The sequence below is a fragment of the Massilia sp. KIM genome, from assembly GCF_002007115.1.
Taxonomy (GTDB): domain Bacteria; phylum Pseudomonadota; class Gammaproteobacteria; order Burkholderiales; family Burkholderiaceae_D; genus Telluria.
The window spans coordinates 178,980-197,412 of sequence record NZ_MVAD01000001.1 but is presented as its reverse complement, the minus strand read 5'-3'; the positions used below and the strand labels follow the sequence as shown (position 1 = coordinate 197,412).

Annotated in this window: 20 protein-coding genes; 5 read left to right on the top strand and 15 right to left on the bottom strand. The window is 66.9% G+C overall.

The window, feature by feature from the left end:
- Window positions 1–52: 52 nt before the first annotated feature.
- From ilvN to B0920_RS00935, 6 genes are all read right to left on the bottom strand, one after another.
- Complete coding sequence (ilvN, locus tag B0920_RS00960) at window positions 53–544, bottom strand: acetolactate synthase small subunit (protein WP_027867685.1); 492 nt, start codon at window positions 542–544, stop codon at window positions 53–55.
- The gene (locus B0920_RS00955) at window positions 544–2,271 is read right to left on the bottom strand and encodes an acetolactate synthase 3 catalytic subunit (protein WP_078033238.1); all 1,728 of its coding nucleotides are present in this window, start codon (window positions 2,269–2,271) and stop codon (window positions 544–546) included. The genes ilvN and B0920_RS00955 overlap by 1 nt, the downstream gene beginning before the upstream one ends.
- Window positions 2,272–2,663: 392 nt before the next feature.
- Window positions 2,664–3,548 carry an ABC transporter permease gene (locus B0920_RS00950; RefSeq protein WP_078030728.1) on the bottom strand — a complete coding sequence of 295 codons (885 nt, stop codon included), beginning with the start codon at window positions 3,546–3,548 and terminating at the stop codon, window positions 2,664–2,666.
- Window positions 3,545–4,378 carry an ABC transporter ATP-binding protein gene (locus B0920_RS00945; RefSeq protein ID WP_078030727.1) on the bottom strand — a complete coding sequence of 278 codons (834 nt, stop codon included), beginning with the start codon at window positions 4,376–4,378 and terminating at the stop codon, window positions 3,545–3,547. The genes B0920_RS00950 and B0920_RS00945 overlap by 4 nt, the downstream gene beginning before the upstream one ends.
- Window positions 4,379–5,383, bottom strand: coding sequence for an ABC transporter substrate-binding protein (locus tag B0920_RS00940; RefSeq protein WP_078030726.1), 1,005 nt, complete (start codon window positions 5,381–5,383; stop codon window positions 4,379–4,381).
- Window positions 5,384–5,394: 11 nt separating this feature from the next.
- A complete protein-coding gene (locus tag B0920_RS00935) occupies window positions 5,395–6,270 on the bottom strand; it encodes a TauD/TfdA family dioxygenase (protein WP_078030725.1) in 876 nt (291 codons plus the stop codon).
- Window positions 6,271–6,504: 234 nt separating this feature from the next.
- Here B0920_RS00935 and B0920_RS00930 point away from each other — a divergent pair, with 234 nt between their 5' ends.
- The 5 genes from B0920_RS00930 (at window position 6,505) to nhaA (ending at window position 10,098) form a co-directional block, all read left to right on the top strand.
- Entirely contained in the window at window positions 6,505–7,071 is a 567-nt protein-coding gene (locus tag B0920_RS00930; RefSeq protein WP_078030724.1) for an RNA polymerase sigma factor, read from the top strand.
- Window positions 7,068–7,466, top strand: coding sequence for a DUF3619 family protein (locus B0920_RS00925; protein WP_078030723.1), 399 nt, complete (start codon window positions 7,068–7,070; stop codon window positions 7,464–7,466). Before B0920_RS00930 ends, B0920_RS00925 begins: the two co-directional genes overlap by 4 nt.
- The gene (locus tag B0920_RS00920; protein ID WP_078030722.1) at window positions 7,463–8,254 is read left to right on the top strand and encodes a DUF3106 domain-containing protein; all 792 of its coding nucleotides are present in this window, start codon (window positions 7,463–7,465) and stop codon (window positions 8,252–8,254) included. Before B0920_RS00925 ends, B0920_RS00920 begins: the two co-directional genes overlap by 4 nt.
- Window positions 8,241–8,777 carry an RDD family protein gene (locus tag B0920_RS00915; RefSeq protein WP_078030721.1) on the top strand — a complete coding sequence of 179 codons (537 nt, stop codon included), beginning with the start codon at window positions 8,241–8,243 and terminating at the stop codon, window positions 8,775–8,777. Before B0920_RS00920 ends, B0920_RS00915 begins: the two co-directional genes overlap by 14 nt.
- 97 nt (window positions 8,778–8,874) lie before the next feature.
- A complete protein-coding gene (gene nhaA / locus B0920_RS00910) occupies window positions 8,875–10,098 on the top strand; it encodes a Na+/H+ antiporter NhaA (protein WP_078030720.1) in 1,224 nt (407 codons plus the stop codon).
- A 6-nt stretch (window positions 10,099–10,104) separates the two neighbouring features.
- Here the strand turns inward: nhaA and B0920_RS26185 are convergent, their stop codons facing one another.
- The 9 genes from B0920_RS26185 to hscA form a co-directional block, all read right to left on the bottom strand.
- Window positions 10,105–10,611: a hypothetical protein gene (locus tag B0920_RS26185; RefSeq protein ID WP_373887888.1), complete on the bottom strand. Its 507-nt coding sequence runs from the start codon at window positions 10,609–10,611 to the stop codon at window positions 10,105–10,107.
- On the bottom strand, window positions 10,503–11,705 hold the full coding sequence (locus B0920_RS00905) for a choice-of-anchor I family protein (RefSeq protein WP_229455093.1): 1,203 nt from the start codon (window positions 11,703–11,705) through the stop codon (window positions 10,503–10,505). Before B0920_RS00905 ends, B0920_RS26185 begins: the two co-directional genes overlap by 109 nt.
- Window positions 11,706–11,822: 117 nt before the next feature.
- Window positions 11,823–12,884, bottom strand: a complete 1,062-nt coding sequence (locus B0920_RS00900; protein WP_078030719.1) for an alpha/beta fold hydrolase — start codon at window positions 12,882–12,884, stop codon at window positions 11,823–11,825.
- A gap of 190 nt (window positions 12,885–13,074) precedes the next feature.
- A complete protein-coding gene (locus B0920_RS00895) occupies window positions 13,075–13,761 on the bottom strand; it encodes an RNA pseudouridine synthase (RefSeq protein WP_078030718.1) in 687 nt (228 codons plus the stop codon).
- Window positions 13,761–14,783, bottom strand: coding sequence for a low-specificity L-threonine aldolase (gene ltaE, locus B0920_RS00890; RefSeq protein WP_179119058.1), 1,023 nt, complete (start codon window positions 14,781–14,783; stop codon window positions 13,761–13,763). The genes B0920_RS00895 and ltaE overlap by 1 nt, the downstream gene beginning before the upstream one ends.
- 14 nt (window positions 14,784–14,797) lie before the next feature.
- Window positions 14,798–15,697 (bottom strand): SAM-dependent methyltransferase, encoded by a 900-nt coding sequence (locus B0920_RS00885; protein WP_078030716.1) that lies wholly within the window; start codon window positions 15,695–15,697, stop codon window positions 14,798–14,800.
- Window positions 15,684–15,878 (bottom strand): Fe-S cluster assembly protein IscX, encoded by a 195-nt coding sequence (gene iscX / locus B0920_RS00880; protein ID WP_078030715.1) that lies wholly within the window; start codon window positions 15,876–15,878, stop codon window positions 15,684–15,686. The genes B0920_RS00885 and iscX overlap by 14 nt, the downstream gene beginning before the upstream one ends.
- Window positions 15,879–15,884: 6 nt before the next feature.
- Window positions 15,885–16,226 (bottom strand): ISC system 2Fe-2S type ferredoxin, encoded by a 342-nt coding sequence (fdx, locus tag B0920_RS00875; protein WP_078030714.1) that lies wholly within the window; start codon window positions 16,224–16,226, stop codon window positions 15,885–15,887.
- 246 nt (window positions 16,227–16,472) lie between these two features.
- Entirely contained in the window at window positions 16,473–18,377 is a 1,905-nt protein-coding gene (gene hscA / locus B0920_RS00870) for a Fe-S protein assembly chaperone HscA (RefSeq protein WP_078030713.1), read from the bottom strand.
- Window positions 18,378–18,433 lie beyond the last annotated feature (56 nt).

The following is an 18,433-nucleotide window of genomic DNA, read 5'->3' as shown; positions in this document are numbered from 1 at the left end:
AATGTTCAATGTTGGGCGTGCACGCGGGCGGACCGGCCGCCGCGCGTGACGGTCATACTTTCAGGATGCGTTCGCCGCGGCCGATGCCGGAGCCGCCGGTACGCACGGTTTCGAGAATCGAGGCACGGTCGATGGCGTCGATGAAGGCGTCCAGCTTGCTCTTGGCGCCGGTCAGCTCGATCGTGTAGGTCTTCTCGGTCACGTCGATGATGCGGCCGCGGAAGATGTCGGCGGTGCGCTTCATCTCTTCGCGTTCCTTGCCGACGGCGCGCACCTTGATCAGCATGAGCTCGCGCTCGATGTGCTGGCCTTCGGTCAGGTCGACCACCTTCACCACCTCGATCAGGCGGTTGAGGTGCTTGGTGATCTGCTCGATGATGTCGTCCGAGCCCGAGGTGACGATGGTCATGCGCGACAGGGTCGCGTCCTCGGTCGGGGCCACGGTCAAGGTCTCGATGTTGTAGCCGCGCGCGGAAAACAGCCCGACCACGCGCGACAGGGCGCCGGCTTCGTTCTCGAGGAGGACGGAAATGATGTGTCGCATTACAGATCCTCCGAGCCGAGCAGCATTTCATTCAGGCCCTTGCCTGCCTTGACCATCGGCCAGACGTTCTCGCTCTGGTCGGTGATGAAGTTCATGAACACCAGGCGGTCCTTCATGGCGAAGGCTTCGCGCAGCGAGCCTTCGACGTCGCCCGGCTTCTCGATGCGCATGCCGACGTGGCCATAGGCCTCGGCCAGCTTCTCGAAGTCCGGCAGCGAATCCATGTAGGACTCGGAATAGCGCGAGCCGTAGTCGATCTGCTGCCACTGGCGCACCATGCCCAGGAAGCGGTTGTTGAGCAGGATGATCTTGGGGCTCAGGTGGTATTGCTTGCAGGTCGCGAGCTCCTGGATGCACATCTGGATCGAGCCCTCGCCGGTCACGCAGGCGACGGTGGCGCCGGGGTTGGCCATCTGCACGCCCATGGCGTAAGGCAGGCCCACGCCCATCGTGCCCAGGCCGCCCGAATTGATCCAGCGGCGCGGCTTGTCGAAGCCGTAGTACTGGGCCGCCCACATCTGGTGCTGGCCGACGTCCGAGGTGATGAAGGCGTCGCCGTCGGTCACCTTGTAGAGCTGCTCGATCACCGACTGCGGCTTGATCAGCTCGTCCGATTTGGTATAGGCCAGGCAGTCGCGGCCGCGCCATTCGGCGATCTGCTTCCACCAGGCCTGGAGGGCGTTGGTGTTGGTGTTGGCGCCGCCCGCGTCGAGCTGGGACAGCAGCTCGACCAGCACGTCCTTGACGTTGCCGACGATCGGGATGTCGACCTTGACCCGCTTAGAGATCGAGGAAGGGTCGATGTCGATGTGGATGATCTTGCGCGGATTGGTGGCGAAGTGCTTGGGGTTGCCGATCACGCGGTCGTCGAAACGGGCGCCGATGGCGATCAGGACGTCGCAGTTCTGCATCGCCATGTTCGCTTCATAGGTGCCGTGCATGCCCGGCATGCCGACGAAATGGGGACTGGAGGAGCGCGAGGCGCCCAGGCCCATCAGGGTGTTGGTGACCGGGAAGCCGAGCTTGTCGACCAGGCGGTTCAGCTCGTTCGAGGCATTGGCCAGGATCACGCCGCCGCCGGCATAGATCATCGGGCGCTCGGCGCCCTGCAGCAGCTGGACCGCCTTGCGGATCTGGCCCGCATGGCCCTTGTCGACCGGGCGGTAGGAGCGCATTTCGATCTCGCGCGGATACTCGAACACGCACTTGTGCATGCTGATGTCCTTCGGAATATCGACCAGCACGGGGCCGGGACGGCCGGTGCGGGCGATATAGAAGGCTTTCTTCATGGTCGCGGCCAGCTCGCGCACGTCCTTGACCAGGAAGTTGTGCTTGACCACAGGGCGGGTGATGCCGACCGTGTCGCATTCCTGGAAGGCGTCCTGGCCGATCGCGTGACTGGGCACCTGGCCCGAGATCACGACCATGGGGATCGAATCCATGTAGGCGGTGGACAGGCCGGTGACGGCATTGGTCACGCCCGGACCCGAGGTCACGAGGGCGACGCCGACGGTGTTGGAGCTGCGCGAATAGGCGTCGGCGGCGTGCACCGCGGCCTGTTCGTGGCGGACCAGGATGTGCTGGAACTTGTCCTGATTGAAGATGGCGTCGTAGATATAGAGGACTGCCCCGCCGGGATAGCCGAAGACGTGCTTGACGCCCTCTTCCGCGAGACAACGCACCACTATCTCAGCGCCCGTGATGGGGACGGCTGAATCGTTACTCATGTTCATTCCTTTCAAAACCCAGAGGGAGATTGATCGGATGCCCGTTCCTAACGAAACGCGTCTTGCGCGACAGTGCTCATGCTTCCCTTCTTTCTGCGTGCACGTCGATGTTTCAGGCCACCGTAGGGTCCTTACGCACCGGCGCTGGGCGCAACTCGTTCAGCGTGAGTGTCTGTAGCGGTCGATCGCATCTCTCGCGCTTGTGGCGCGGGTTGGAGCAAACTGCCTACAAATGAAAGCGCGTCAATGATCCGGACGAGGCCTTGTGTGCCGATTCCGGTTGACTTGAAGCTTCGGGGGTGCAAAGCGTATTGAGCACATTACCGCGCTGCACCATTTTGGTCAAGGAGATAATTGGAAAATCTTGGGCGCCCCAAAACGGGGCGCCGCGCTCAGCGCTGCATGCCCCAGCGCCGGACCGTGCAACGTTCCAGGGTCTGGAAGATGGCGGCCTCGACGGCGAGACCGATGAGGATGACGGCGGCCAGGCCGGCGAACACCTTGTCGGTGAAGAGTTCGTTGCGGCTCTGGAAGATGAACCAGCCCAGCCCGCCCTGCCCCGAGGTGCTGCCAAAAACCAACTCAGCCGCGATCAGGGTGCGCCAGGCGAAGGCCCAGCCGATCTTCAGGCCCGACAGGATCGAGGGCAAGGCGGCCGGGATCAGGATCTGCAGGACCATGCGCAAGCCGCCCAGGCCGTAGTTGCGTCCGGCCATGCGCAGGGTCTCGGGCACCGCGCGAAAGCCCGCCGTCGCGTTCAGGGTGAGCGGCCACAGCACCGAGTGCATCAGCACCATCAGCAGGCTGCCCTTGCCCAGGCCGAACCACAGCAGGGCCAGGGGCAGCAAGGCGATCGCCGGCAAGGGATTGAACATGGCGGTCAGGGTGTCGATCAGTTCGCGTCCCCAGCGGCTCGACACGGCCAGCCAGGTCAGCAGGAAGGCGCCGCCCACGCCCAGCAGGAAGCCCTGGACCAGCACGGCCAGCGACACGCGCACGTACCCGAACAGCTCGCCGCTCAGCACGCCGTCGGCGAAGGCCTTGGCGGTCTGGAGCGCGCCGGGCAGCAGCAGGTCGTTGTCGAACCAGCGCGCCAGTCCTTCCCACACCAGGGCGAGCGCCAGCAGGATGCCGAGCTTGCGCAGCCAGGCCAGGTCGCGCAGCGGAAAAGGAGACGCCCGGGCCACGGGGGCCTGGGCGGCAAAGCTCGGAGACACCACCATGCGGGGTTCGAGGATGAATTCCGGGCGCACCGGCGGTTCACGAAAGGCGTTCATCGTACTGTGGCGAAGGTATCGGGTGGGGCCGGCTGGCCGGATTCGGGGCCGAACAACAGGCCGTGGATGCGCTGGGTGGCGGCCTGGAACTCCTGGCTGCCGGCGCTGGACAGGCTGAACTGGTGGCTATTGAGCTCGGCGCGCACGCGGCCCGGATGGGGCGAGAGCAGCAGGATGCGGTTGCCCACCACCAGCGCTTCCTCGATCGAGTGGGTCACGAACAGCATGGTGAAGCCGATCTCTTCCCACAGCGCCTGCAGCTCTTCCTGCATGCTGCGGCGGGTCAGCGCGTCCAGCGCGGCGAAGGGTTCGTCCATCAGCAGCACGGCCGGCTGCATGGCCAGGGCGCGGGCGATCGCCACCCGCGCCTTCATGCCGCCCGAGAGCGTATGCGGATAGGCCTCTGCGAAACGCGCCAGGCCGACCTTGCCCAGCCAGTGGCGGGCGCGAGCGTCGGCCTCGGCCTTCCTGAGGCCGCTCGCCAGCATCGGGAACATCACGTTCTGCCGCACCGTCTTCCAGGGCGGCAGCTGGTCGAATTCCTGGAATACCACGATGCGGTCCAGGCCCGGCCCCGTGACCGGCTTGCCGGCCAGGCTCAGGCTGCCCGCCTGCGGCTGGATGAAGCCGCCGACGGCCTTGAGCAGGGTCGACTTGCCGCAGCCCGAGGGCCCCAGCAGCACGAAGCGATCGCCGCGGTGGACCTCGAAGCTGACGTCGTCCAAAGCGCGCACGACGCCGTGCTCGCCCGGATAGTCGAGGGTCAGGTGCTCGGCGCGCAGCAGCGGCTCGGACGGCACCAGCGAAGGGACGAAGCTGGTCGAGCCCATTCAGCTACCCGTGTCCACGGCCGGATGGGCGAAGAAGTAATCGCGCCAGCTGGCCGGCTTGTTCTTGATCGCGCCGACCTCGTGCAGGAATTGCGCCAGGCCCAGGGTGTTCTGGGGCGCGACCTTGAACTGCACCTTGGGATCCTTGATGACCTTCACCAGCAGCGCGCGGTCGATATTGCCTTTGTTGACGCGCAGATAGGCGTCGGCGGCGGCTTCCGGATTGCTGCTGGCCAGTTGGGCCGCCTCGACCAGGGCGTCGATGAAGGCGCGGGTGGTCTTCGGGTTCTCCTTCACGAATTTCTCGGTCGCGTAGAGCACGGTGGCCGAGCTGGGGCCGCCCAGCACCTGGTAGGAATCGAGCACCACGTGGGCCTTGGGGTTGCCGGCCAGTTCCTGGTCCTGGAAAGGCGGGTTGCCGAAGTGCGCGTTGAGCTCGGTCTTGCCGGCGATGATGGCGGCCGCCGCGTCCGGATGCGGCACGGTCTGGGTGATCGGGTCGAGCTTCTTGTACTGTTCCTTGCCCCATTGCTTGGCGGCGGCCAGTTGCAGGATGCGCGCCTGCACCGAGACCGTGACGGCCGGCAGGGCGATGCGGTCCTTGTCGCTGAAGTCGGCGATGGTCTTGACCGCCGGGTTGGTGCTCACCAAGTAGTACGGGAAATTGCCGAGCGAAGCGACGGCGCGCACGTTCTGGCGGCCCCGGGTGCGGTCCCAGATGGTGAACAGCGGACCCAGGCCGGCGCCCACCACGTCCACCGAGCCCGACAGCAGCGCGTCGTTGGTGGCCGCGCCGCCCGAGAGCTTGACCCAGTCGACATCGATCTCGATGCCCTGCTTGCGGCCGTGTTTTTCGATGAGCTTCTGGTCTTGCGCCACGTTCAGCAGCAAATAGACCACGCCGAACTGCTCGGCGATGCGGATCTTGCCTTCAGCCTGGGCCAGCGCGGGCAGGCCGAGGGCCAGCGCCAGCGCGCCGGCGGCGATCTTCTTATACATGGACATGCTTTCCTCGATCAGAACGGGACGTCGCCCGCGATGGTGGTGCGGTAGAGCTTGCGGCGCAGGTGCTCGGGGCAGCCGGCCGCCAGGTGCAGGAGCGAGCGGTTGTCCCAGAACACCATGTCATGGGGCTTCCACTGGTGGCGGTAAATAAACTCCTCGCGGGTGCTGTGGGCGAACAGGGCATCCAGCAGCTCGCGGCTGCGCGCCTCCGGCACGCCCAGCAGGCGGGTGGTGAAGTGCTCGCTGACGAACAGGGCGCGGCGTCCGGTTTCCGGATGGGTGCGCACCACCGGGTGGACCACCGGTTTGACCTCGTCGATCTGTTCCTGGGTCAGCCTGGGGCGCCAGGGGTTGCGCGCGCGCAGGTCTTCATAGCGCGCCAGGTACCAGTGCTCGGCCTGCAAGCCCTCGACCTCGCGCTTGAGCCAGGCCGGCAGGCTGTCCCAGGCCAGGTGCTGGTTGGCGAACAGGGTGTCGCCGCCCTCTTCCGGCAATTCCTGGGCGTGCAGCATCGAGCCCAGGCTCGGGGTCTCCTTGTAGGACAGGTCGGAGTGCCAGAAGTGGCCGGCGTCGCCCAGGCCGATCGGCTCGCCGTTCTCGCGGATGTTGGAAATGACCAGGACCTCGGGGTGCTCGGGCAGCTGGAACTGGCGCAGCACGTGGATCTGCAGCTCGCCGAAGCGGCGGCTGAAGGCCACCTGCTCGGCGGGGGTGATGTGCTGGTCGCGGAACACCAGCACGTGATGGTCGAGGTGGGCGCGGTGCAGGCGCTGGAAGTCCTCCTCGCTGACCGGGCGGGACAGGTCGAGGCCCAGCACTTCGGCCCCGAGGGCGGCGCCGGCGAAGGGGCGGATGTCGAATTCCTGGCGGTGCGAATCGAGTGGCATGAGAGTCTGTGCTGATGGATCGTTTTTCCAGAATAGCCAGACACTATTGGCCCAACAACGAATCATTTCGAGGATGCTCATGCGGTTTTTGCTGCCGCCCGGGCCGCTCCTTTCCGCCAGCCCATGCCCCGACCGGGTGCCCAACTGTGCGATTCCGGTGCATGCCGGAAGGATTTTTGCTAGGATTCGTCAGTTTTCCCTAAGGCATGAGCAAGAACGCTTCCCTGAACCCGCATGGCCACAGACAAAGAACTCAACGACTTCCTCGAGAATGTCGAACGGCGCGCGTTCAAGCAGGCGGTGTATGCGGTGCGCAAGGACGAGGCGGCCCTGGACATCGTCCAGGACGCCATGATCAAGCTGGCCGAGAAATACGGCGACAAACCGGTGGCCGAGCTGCCCGCCCTGTTCCAGCGCATCCTCCAGACGACCATCCTCGACTACTTCCGGCGCGAGAAGGTGCGCAACACCTGGGTCAGTCTGTTCTCGGGCTTCGGCGGCCGGGAGGGAGACGATGACGAATTTGATATACTTTCCTCGTATGAAGCCGAGGAAGGATCGGCGACGGAATCCGGCGCGGACCAGCTAGAACGCGCACAAACCTTGCGCCTGATCGAAGAAGAAGTGCAAAAGCTCCCCGCGCGTCAACGGGAAGCCTTCCTCATGCGTTACTGGCAGGATATGGACGTGGCCGAGACGGCCGAAGCGATGGGCTGCTCGGAGGGTAGCGTAAAGACACATTGTTCCCGCGCCACCCACGCCCTCGCCGATGCGCTCAAGGCCAAGGGAATCACATTATGAACACCGACGACATCAACCTGGCGTACAAGATACGCCACGCGCTGAACGAACAGCTCGACGCACTGCCGGCTTCGACCACCGACCGGCTGGCGCAGGCGCGCGCCCGCGCCATGGCCCGCAAGAAGCCGGATGCGTCCAGGCAGCAGGCGCCGCGCCGCGGCTGGTTCGACTTCGAGACCCTGCTCAGCGGGCCGAGCCTGGCGCGCCTGGGCGTCGCCGTGCCGCTGCTGGCCCTGGTGATCGGCATGGGTGGGGTCTACCAGTACGAACAGCAACAGCGCCTCGCCGACCTGGCCGACATCGACGCCGCCGTGCTGGCCGATGAATTGCCGCTGACCGCTTATCTCGACAAAGGCTTCCCCGTCTACCTGGAGTCGCAGCAGCGCCAGCAATGACGAAACCCGCTTCGAAGCCTCGCGTCGCCCTGCTGGGAACGGCGGCTGCGGTCCTGGTGGCCGGCGCCGTCGCCTGGTTCATCGTCGACCGCAGCAGCACGCCTTCCTCGGCGCCGGCTTCGGCGACCGCGGCCTCGGCGGCCGGCGCCCGCCCCGCGCCGAAAACCCTGGACAAGCCCCTGTGGCGCGATCTCACCCCTGCCCAGCAGCGCGCGCTCGCGCCCTTGCAGGCCGAGTGGGACCAGCTCGGCGGCCTGCGCAAGCGCCGCTGGCTCGAACTGTCGCAGCGCTTCAGCTCGATGAGCCCGACCGAACAGCAGCGCGTGCACGAGCGCATGCGCGAATGGATGAAGCTTACCCCGGAGCAGCGTAACCTGGCGCGCGAGAATTTCAGCAAGGCACGCAGCCTGTCGCCGGGCGACAAGGCCGCCACCTGGGAAAGCTACAAGCAACTGTCTGAAGAACAAAAGCGCAAGCTGGCGAAATCCGCCCGCAAGCCGGCCCCGGTGGCCCTGCCGGAGTCGCCGACCCTGATCGCGCCGACCAGCTGCCCGCCCAATACCACGCGCCGCGGCGCTTCCTGCATCACCCTGCCGGGCGCCGAGCCGGCGCCGGCGACGGCGGCCAGCCCGGGCGCAAGCCCAGCCCTACCGGGCGCGCCGGCCCCGAATGCCCCGGCGTCCAGCGCACCGGCCTCTGGCGTCCCGGCTTCCGGCGCGCACAGCGCGCCGGCCATGCCGTCGGCTCCCCCTTCCATTCCCCCATCGCCGCAGAATGCAAGCAACTAGCCCCGCCGAAGCTGCGGTCGCGCCGACCGCAGCCGCCGTTCCGACCGTCAAGCGCCGCGTGCTGGCGATGGTGTACGAGGGCTTCCTGCTGTTCGCAGTCGAGATGCTGGCGGTGCTGGTCTACCTCCTGCTCACCGGCAACCGCCAGGAGCCGGCCTACCAGGTCGGCCTGAAGGTCTTCCTGTTCCTGGTCACGGGCGCCTATTTCATCTGGTGCTGGGTCGACAGCGGCCACACGCTGGCGATGAAGACCTGGCGCATGAAGGTGGTCCGCCCCGGCCAGGCGCGCCTGTCCTGGCGCACCGCCGCCCTGCGCTACCTGCTGGCCTGGGGCTGGTTCGCGCCGGCCCTGCTGGTGTGCGCCGTGTTCGGCCTGCACGCCAAAGGCGAGATCGCCATCGCCCTCGGTATCGGCGTGCTGGCCTGGGCCCTCACCGCCTTCCTCGACAAGGACCGGCAGTTCCTGCACGACAGGCTGGCTGGCACCCGCCTGGTCCTGTTCTCCAAGCCTGTACGCGCCTGAAGGCGTGTTACACTCTTGCCTGGGTGTCAAGGCCGTGGTGGCCTGACAGGTTCAGCGCCGGTCGGGCCGCCGCGCGGCCCTCGCGCGACCTGAACCCATGACCGCTACCGCTTCGATCCAGAAACAGCTTTCCCTCGCCTTCGAACTCTTCTTCCGTTCCAAGAAGAGCGGCGCCTTCGTCCTCATCCTCTGCACCTTCGCCTCGCTGGTCTTGGCGAACTCGGCCTACGCGCCCGCCTACCTCGGCTTCTGGCACACGGTGGTCGCCGGCCTGAGCGTGGAGCTGTGGGTGAACGATGCCCTGATGGCCATCTTCTTTCTCCTGATCGGCCTCGAGCTCAAGCGCGAGCTGGTCAATGGCGAGCTGTCCGACTTGCGCCATGCCCTGCTGCCCATCGTGGCGGCCGCGGGCGGCATCTGCGTGCCGGCCCTGATCCATTTCGCGCTGAACGCCGGCACACCCTTCCAGGCCGGGGTCGGCATTCCGATGGCGACCGACATCGCCTTCGCCCTTGGCGTGCTGGCCCTGCTGGGCAGCCGCGTCCCGGCTTCGCTGAAGATCTTTCTCACCGCCCTGGCCGTGATGGACGACCTGGGCGCGATCGTGGTGATCGCCCTGTTCTACACGGCCGATCTGGCCTTCGCCTACCTGGTGGGCGCGCTCGTCCTGTTCGCCCTGCTGCTGGGCATGAACCGGGTGCTGAAAATCACGCTGCTGTGGCCCTACCTGCTGGGCGGCGCGGTGATGTGGTTCCTGATGCTCAAGTCGGGCGTGCACGCGACCATCGCCGGCGTGCTGCTGGCCTTCGCCATCCCCTATTCCGAGCAGCAGGACGATACGGATTCACCCTCGCACCGGCTGGAGCACGCCCTGCACCTGCCGGTGACCTTCCTGATCCTGCCGATCTTCGCGCTGGCCAACACCGGGATCACCATCGGCGCCGATGCGATGGACGAGCTGGGCGCCTCGAACAGCCTGGGCATCCTGGCCGGCCTGGTCATCGGCAAGCCGGTCGGCATCACCCTGTTCAGCCTGGGCGCCGTGCTGCTGGGCCTGTGCCGCCTGCCGCTCGACCTGTCCTGGCGCCACATCCTCGGCGCCGGCCTGCTGGGCGGCATCGGCTTCACGATGTCGATCTTCATCACCAACCTGGCCTTCGCCGGCCAGGCGGATGTGATCAACGCCTCGAAGATGGCGATCCTGCTGGCCTCGCTGTGCGCCGGCATCCTGGGCTTTGCCTGGCTGAGCCTGTTCGGCAAGCCCCTGCCCACGGACACCGACACGGCGACCATGGACCTCGCCGTCGAGCCGCCGCGCTGAGAACGCTCAATACTGCAGATTGATCTGCAGGATCGCGGTCGTGCCGCTGACCTCGTTGCCGATGACGAGCAGCGGCTTGCCGTTCGGCGACTTGTCGCCCGGGATCAGGGCCAGGCCCTCGGGACCGAGGTCGCCGGTGGCGTTGTTGCGGGTGTTCAGGTAAGTGACGAAGCTGGCGCTGGCCGGCTTGCTGACGTCATAGACCATCACGCCGCCGATGCGCTCCAGGCCGACGAAGGCATAGGTCTTCTTGCCGAACTTGCCGACCACCACGCCTTCCGGCTCCGGACCCTTGGAGGCGCTGCGGCTGTCGAGGCTGTCGTTGTCGTTGCTGGCGTTGAAGCGGCCGTTGGACAAAGCCTGGGTGTTCTTCTCGAACTCGTCGCCCGAGTCGTAGACACGGTTCAGGTTGGCGTCCCAGACCGAGAACGAGCGCGCGCCGAAGGCGTACAGCTCGTTGCACTGGCCGGCGGCGTTTTTGCCGGCGCTGCCGCCGTTCGGCGTTGCCGTGATGCGAAGGCGCCGAGGTTGGAATCGAGGATCAGGTTGGCAACGTCCGCGAACACGGCCGGGTCGAGGCCCGCGGTGCAATGCGCGCGCACCCGGGTTTCCTCGTTGAAGCCCGGCCAGTCGGCGCGCGCATCGCCTTCGTTGGCGGTGATCAGGTACTGGTTGCCGTCGACGCTGAAAGAGGCGATCGCATCGGGCAGGTACATGCCCTTGACCGGCCACTGGCCGATTTTCACCGCCGGCTTGCCGTCATTGGTGTTGGCCACGCCGTCCTCGTCCGAGGGGTCGAGGCCCATGCCGGCCAGGTTGTGGTTCTTGGTGCCGAGCGGCTTGATGGCGCTGACGCGCGCGGTGGCGACGTCGACCACCGCGACCGCATTGTTTTCCTGCAGGGTCACGTAGGCGGTGCGGCCATCGGCGGAGACGGCGATGTACTCGGGCTCGATATCCTGGGCGGCATTGGCGCCCGGACCGTAGAGGCGCACGCCCTGGGCGCGCAGCGCCGCTTCCTGGCCGATGTAGGCCTTGAAGTCGGCGCTCGCGACCGTGGGCGTGGCGCCGCGGTTGACGGTAACGATGCTGACCGAGCCTTCCGGGTCGACCGAGTCGGCCTGGCCGTAGCTGTTCGGTTCGCCTTCGTTGGCGACCAGCACCTTGAGGCCGTCCGGCGTAAAGGTCAGCATGTCGGGCAGCGCGCCGACCTTGACGCTGTTCAGGAGCTTGAGGTCGGCGGCGTTGTAGAAGGCGACGGTGCCCGGGCTGGTCTTGGGTTTGGCTTCGATGGCCAGCGCCACCAGGCCGTCGTGGACGGCGACGCTGTTGACCGCCGCGCCCATGCTGGCCACGCTGATCGTGCCCACGCGCGCCGGCGCGGCCGGGTTCGACAGGTCGAGCACGTCGACCGTGCCGTTGGCGCCGTTGACCACGAACAGGCGCTTGCTGGCCGCGTCATAGGCCGTGATCTCGGCCGCGCCGACGGCGCCGCCGTTATAGCTTCCAATCTTTTCCAGCGCCAGCGTGCGTGGGGTCGGATCTTCATCGCTGTCGCCGCCGCAGGCGCTCAGGGCGCCGGCGGCCAGCAGGGTCAGGAGGAACATGCGGAGGGGCTTCGAAGGGGTCGGCAGATCACGGAAAGACATTATCACAATCCCAAGTTGAAAACCCGACAGCTTAGGATGTGAAGATGACAAGATCGTGACCTGGCCGCCCCTTCCTCAAATCCACTTGCCGACGTCGAGGATGGCCTGGGCGAAGTCGCGCGGCGCCTCCTGCGGCAGGTTGTGGCCGATGCCGCGCCCGTTCAGGTCGCGGTGCTCGTACTTGCCGGTGAAGCGCTTGGCGTAGGCCTTGGGGTCCGGGTGGGGCGCGCCGTTGGCGTCGGCTTCGAGCGTGATCGACGGCACCTTGATCTCCGGGAAGGCTGCGAGCGCCTTCTCCAGTTGCTCGTAGCGTTTCTCGCTGGGCGCCAGGCCCAGGCGCCAGCGGTAGTTGCTGATCGTGATGGCCACGTGATCGGGGTTGTCGAGCGACCTGGCCGAGCGGGCGAAGGTGGCGTCGTCGAACTTCCACTGCGGCGAAGCCAGCTCCCAGATCAGGCGCGCGAACTCGTGGGTGTTCTCCCGGTAGCCCTGCTCGCCGCGCGGGGTGGCGAAATAGTACTGGTACCACCACTCCAGTTCCTTCTTCGGCGGCAGGGGCTTGCGGTTGGCCTCCTGGCTGCCGATCAGGTAGCCGCTCACCGAGACCATCGCCGGGAAGCGCTGCGGCCAGAGCGCGGCCAGGGTATTGGCGATGCGGCCACCCCAGTCGAAGCCGCCCACGATGGCCTGGAAGATCTTGAGCTCATCCATGAAGGCGATCATGTCGGCGGTGAAGGTGGATTGCTGGCCGTTGCGCGGCGTGTCCTTCGACAGGAAGGTGGTGCTGCCGTAGCCGCGCAGGTGGGGGATGATCACGCGGTAGCCCGCCGCCGTCAGGATCGGGGCGACGTCGATGAAGGCATGGATGTCGTAGGGCCAGCCGTGCAGCAGCAGCACCGGGTAGCCTTCGCGCGGGCCGATGTCGACATAGCCCACGTTCAGCACGCCGGCGCGGATCTGCTTGATCTCGCTGAAGGTGTTGGTGGCGGGCGAGATGCCGTTGCCGGTGGCGGTGCCGGTTGAGGCGGCGGCGGCGAGGGCGTCGCCGGTGAGGCCCAGCTGGGTGGCCGCGGCCACCAGGCTCAGCGAGGCAGTGCTCAGGAAATTGCGGCGCTTCGGATTCATGGCGTCAATCATGTTCTTCTCCAGGATAGGTGGACATTCAAGGCGATTGTCAGACTCGTTCCGCGCGCTGTGTTGCTCGCCGCCGGATGTGTCTATTACACCGCCGCAACTTATCCTGGATATTTCATGATCGGGCCGCTATTGCACCCGCTTGTGTTTCACGCCCTGCCCCGACACATTCGGAAACAAATGCCCGGCGGGCTCAGAAGCGTTCGGCCTCGTGAACATAGCGCCAGTGCCCGACCGCCAGGCTGGCCAGTGGAATGCGGCCGACGCGCAGGCGGCGGATGGCGCGCACGCGCAGGTCGGCCTCCAGGCAGGCGCGCTCGATCTGCGCCGGCTGGATATTTTTGCCGGCGACGCGCAGGCGCGACTCGTTCTGCCAGCTGGCCTTGAAGTGCCGGTTGAGACCGGCCAGGCCTTCGCCGGCCATCTGCCCGTCGACTTCGACCACGTACTCGTGCTCGATGCGCGCCGCCTCCTCGACCAGCTTGCGCAGCACGCGCCAGTCCTGGCTGAACACCACCAGGCCTTCGGCGGCCGTGTCGAGCGGCGTGGCGAGGGTCAGCTTGTTCAGGTGGCGGCGCAGGAAACGCTGGCCGCCCCGCCCTTCCTGCACCAGGGTTTCCGGGCGCAGGCAGGCCAGCGCGGCGTCGAGGTCCGCGCCGGCAGGCTTGTTGAGCAGGATCGTGACCGGCAGCGGCTCCACCGCCTGGGCGCCGGGCAGCAGCGCCACCGTCTGCGACGGGGTGACGCGCGAGGCCGGGTCCTCGGCGGGTTCGCCGTCCACCGTCACCCAGCCGCCGGCGATGTAGCGTTCGGCATCGGCGCGCGAACAGCCCTTCAGTTCGGCCACGCGCTTGGCCAGGCGGATGCCGTCGTCGCCCATCACGCGCGCCACTCGGCGAAGAAGGCCTTGAACGCGGCCACCGTGCGCGCCACGTCGGCGGCACTCACGTCGAGGTGGGTCACCAGGCGAGTTTTGGGGCCGATCGAAGCCTTGATGCCGGCGCGCGCCAGGTGCTCGCGCAGGGGCCCGCAGGCGGCCGCCGGCACGTCCATCCAGAAGATGTTGGTCTGCGGCGTGCCGACCGCGAGCTGCTCGATGCCGGCCAGGCCGCGCGCGAGCAGGGCCGCGTTGTCATGGTCCTCGGCCAGGCGCTTGACGTTGTGCTCGAGCGCGTACTGGGCTGCCGCGGCCAGCACGCCGGCCTGGCGCATGCCGCCGCCCAGCATCTTGCGCCAGCGCTTGCCCTGTTCGATGAAATCCTTCGGCCCCAGCAGCACCGAGCCGACCGGCGCGCCCAGGCCCTTGGACAGGCAGACCGACACGGTATCGAAACCGGCCACCGCCGCGCGCAGTCCGATGCCCTGCTTGACCGCCGCGTTGCAGATGCGCGCGCCGTCGAGGTGGGTCGCCAGGCCCTTGCCATGCGCGAGCGAGGTCGCCGCCGCCATATAGTCCTGTCCCAGCACGCGGCCGCCGATGGTGTTTTCCAGCGCCAGCAGGCGGGTGCGGGCGAAGTGCATGTCGTCCGGCTTGATGTAGGCCTCGATGTCCGCCAGCAGGATCGAGCCGTCCGGCTGGTTGGCGATCGGCTGCGGCTGGATGCTGCCCAGCACGGCGGCGCCGCCGCCTTCGTACTTGTAGGTATGGGCTTCCTGGCCGACCAGGTATTCGTCGCCGCGGCCGCAATGGGTCATCAGCGCGATCAGGTTGGTCTGGGTGCCGCTCGGCGCGAACAGGCCCGCCTCGAAGCCGAACAGCTCGGCCGCATAGTCCTGCAGGCGCTTGACCGAAGGGTCGTCCGCATACACGTCGTCGCCCACCTCGGCGGCTGCCATCGCGGCGCGCATGGCGTCCGAGGGCTGGGTCACGGTGTCGCTGCGCAGGTCGATCCACTTGTCCATGTGCTGTTCCAGGTTTATTCGCCGGCGGCGCCGGCCGCCTGCGGGGTGTAGAAGCGTGCTTTCATTTCCTGCAGGCCCAGCTCCGACATCACCTCGTCGAGGCGCTCGGCCGGACGGCGGCGCGGCAGGTTCTTGTAGGTGGCGACGATCAGCTCGTTCTTCATCGAGTGTTCCCAGCCCACCAGTTCGGTCACGGTCACCTGGTAGCCATGGGCTTCGAGCTGCAGGCAGCGCAGCACGTTGGTGAGCTGGCTGCCGAATTCGCGGGTGTGGATCGGGTGGCGCCAGATCTCGGTGAGCGCGCTGCGGCCCAGGTCCTTGCCCTTGTTCTTGCGCAGCACCGAGGCCACTTCGGCCTGGCAGCAGGGCACCAGCACCATGTGCTTGGCCTGCTTCTTGAGGGCGAAGTCGATGGCGTCGTCGGTGGCGGTGTTACAGGCATGCAGGGCGGTGACGATGTCGATCCGTTCCGGCAGGCTGCTCGAGGTGGTCGATTCGGCCACCGACAGCGGCAGGAAGGACATGCCGCCAAAGCCCAGGCGCGCGGCCAGCTCGGTCGACTTCTGCACCAGCTCTTCACGGGTCTCGATGCCGTAGATGTGGCCGCCCTGCTCCTGTCCCTTGAAGAACAGGTCGTAGAGGATGAAGCCGAGGTAGGACTTGCCGGCGCCGTGGTCGACCAGCGACACCCCGCCGCCCTTCTGTTCCTGGACGTCCTTGAGCAGGGGCTCGATGAAGTTGTACAGGTGGTAGACCTGCTTGAGCTTGCGGCGGCTGTCCTGGTTCAGCTTGCCGTCGCGGGTCAGGATGTGCAGCTCCTTGAGCAGCTCGATCGACTGGCCCGGCCGGACTTCCGGCGGCAGCTCGGGGGCGGACGGGGCCGCGGCCCTGGTGGCCTGCTTAGCGTGCTTCATCGATCCATGCCGCCTGTATCGCTTCCAGCACGCGCTCGCCGCCGCGCGCGCGGTCGTCGTCGAACCCGTCCAGGCCCACCACCCAGTTGTGCAGGTCGGTGAAGCGGATCGTGGCCGGATCGACGTCCGGGTATTTCTCGTAGAGGGCCTCGGCGATGGCCTGCACGTCAGTCCATTTCATGGCTGCTCAGTGGTTCTTCTCTGCTGCGTGGTTGATGGTGTACTTCGGGATCTCGACCACCAGGTCTTCCTCGGCGACGATGGCCTGGCAGGACAAGCGCGAGTTCGGCTCCAGGCCCCAGGCCTTGTCGAGCATGTCCTCTTCCTTTTCCTCGAGCTCGTTGAGCGAGTCGAAGCCTTCGCGCACGATCACGTGGCAGGTGGTGCAGGCGCACACGCGGTCGCAGGCGTGTTCGATCTCGATGTCGTTCTCGAGCAGGACGTCGCAGACCGACTTGCCCTGCGGGGCTTCCAGGACGGCGCCTTCGGGGCAGAACACCGGGTGGGGCAGGATGACGATTTGTGGCACTTGGGTTACCTCGTTAATTAATCGTTCGGCGACAAGCACCGTTGTTCTATGCGTCGTACTGGATACGTCACTCCGGCGACGGCCTGGGCGGCCCAGCCGGAATCCACGTTTGCCTGAGCCCCCACTTGGTTGGAACGCCAGTGGTGTGCGAACAAACTTGGATCCCGGCCTTCGCCGGGATGACGTTCTGACGCTATGGGTCAAAACGGTAGCGGGCCGGTGTGCGGACGCCTGGCCCCTACTGCATTACACCTCGTCCAGCGACTTGCCGGCCAAGACCTTGCGCACGCTCTTGTCCATGCGGCGGGCCGCGAAGTCTTCGGTGCCCTTGGCCAGCGCCTGCACCGCATCGTGGAGCTGGCTCTGGCGCTTGCCGGAATCGAGCGCCGCATCCTGCGACACCGCGATGGCTTCGCGCACGCCCTGCTCCAGCTTCTCCAGTTCCGCGCGCTCTGCCTCGCTGAGCAGCTCGCTGTCGGCGTCCAGCGCCGACTGGGTCGCCAGCAGGATGCGCTCGGCCTCGACCTGTTCTTCGCGCAGCGCGCGCAGCTGCATGTCGACCTGGGCCGACGAGTAGGAATCCTGCAGCATGCGCGCCACCTCGTCGTCGCCCAAGCCGTAGGACGGCTTGACCGTGATCGAGGCTTCCACGCCCGAACGCATCTCGCGCGCCGACACCGACAGCAGGCCGTCCGCGTCCACCTGGTAGGTCACGCGGATGCGCGCCGCGCCGGCCGCCATCGGCGGGATGCCGCGCAGCTCGAAGCGCGCCAGCGAGCGGCAATCCGACACCAGCTCGCGCTCGCCCTGCACCACGTGCACCGCCAGCGCGGTCTGGCCGTCCTTGAAGGTCGTGAATTCCTGGGCGCGCGCCACCGGAATGGTCGAGTTGCGCGGAATGATCTTTTCCACCAGCCCGCCCATGGTCTCGATGCCCAGCGACAGCGGGGTCACGTCCAGCAGCAGCCAGTCGTCGCCCTCGGCGCGGTTACCGGCCAGCAGGTTGGCCTGGATGGCGGCGCCCAGCGCCACCACCTTGTCCGGGTCGATGTTGGCGTGCGGGATGGTGTGGAAGAAGTCGCCCACCGCGCGCCGCACGTGCGGCATGCGTGTCGCGCCGCCCACCATCACCACGCCGTCCACGTCCTCGACCGCCACGTTGGCGTCGCGCATGGCCTTGCGGATGGCGTTCATGGTCTTGGTCACCAGGTGCTTGGTGATCTCGGCGAAGGTGTGGGCGCTGATGGTCACGTGCACCAGTTCGCCCGACTTCAGGATCGCATCGATGATGGTCTCGTCGTTGGTCGACAGGAGTTCCTTGGCCTGGCGCGCCTTGACCATCAGGGTCGCGGTGTCCTCTTCCGACAGCGGGGCCAGCTTGGCCTGCTCGACGATCCAGCAGAACAGGCGGTGGTCGAAGTCGTCGCCGCCCAAGGCCGAGTCGCCGCCGGTGGAGAGCACCTCGAACACGCCCTTGGACAGCTTGAGGATCGAGATGTCGAAGGTGCCGCCGCCCAGGTCGTAGACCGCGTAGATGCCTTCCTTGCCGTGGTCCAGGCCGTAGGCGATGGCGGCCGCCGTCGGTTCCGACAGCAGGCGCAGCACGTTCAGGCCCGCGAGCTGGGCCGCGTCCTTGGTGGCCTGGCGCTGGGCGTCGTCGAAATAGGCCGGCACGGTGATCACGGCGCCCACCAGCTCGTCGCCCAGCGAATCCTCGGCGCGCTGGCGCAGGGTGGCCAGGATCTGGGCCGAGATCTCGACCGGGCTCTTGCGGCCGGCGACGGTGTTGATCTGCACCATGCCGTGACCGCCCTCGCCGCCCCCATCGACGAAGTCGTAGGGCATGTTCTCGGCGTGGGCGATGTCCTTCAGGCCGCGGCCCATGAAGCGCTTGACCGAGACGATGGTGTTGCGCGGGTCGGTGGTGCGGTGGGCCTGGGCCTTGAAGCCGATGTTGGCGTGGCCGTTGGGCAGGTAGCGCACGACCGATGGCAGCAGCGCGCGGCCGTCCTCGTCGCTCAGCACTTCGGGGCTGCCGCTCCTCACGGTGGCCACGAGGGAATTGGTGGTGCCCAGGTCGATGCCCACGGCCAGGCGGTGCTGGTGGGGCGCGGTGGACATGCCGGGTTCGGCGATTTGGAGGAGTGCCATGATGGTGTTACCTGGTTGTTCTTATGGAGCGCGGAAGCGGCCTGGCCGCCCGCGCG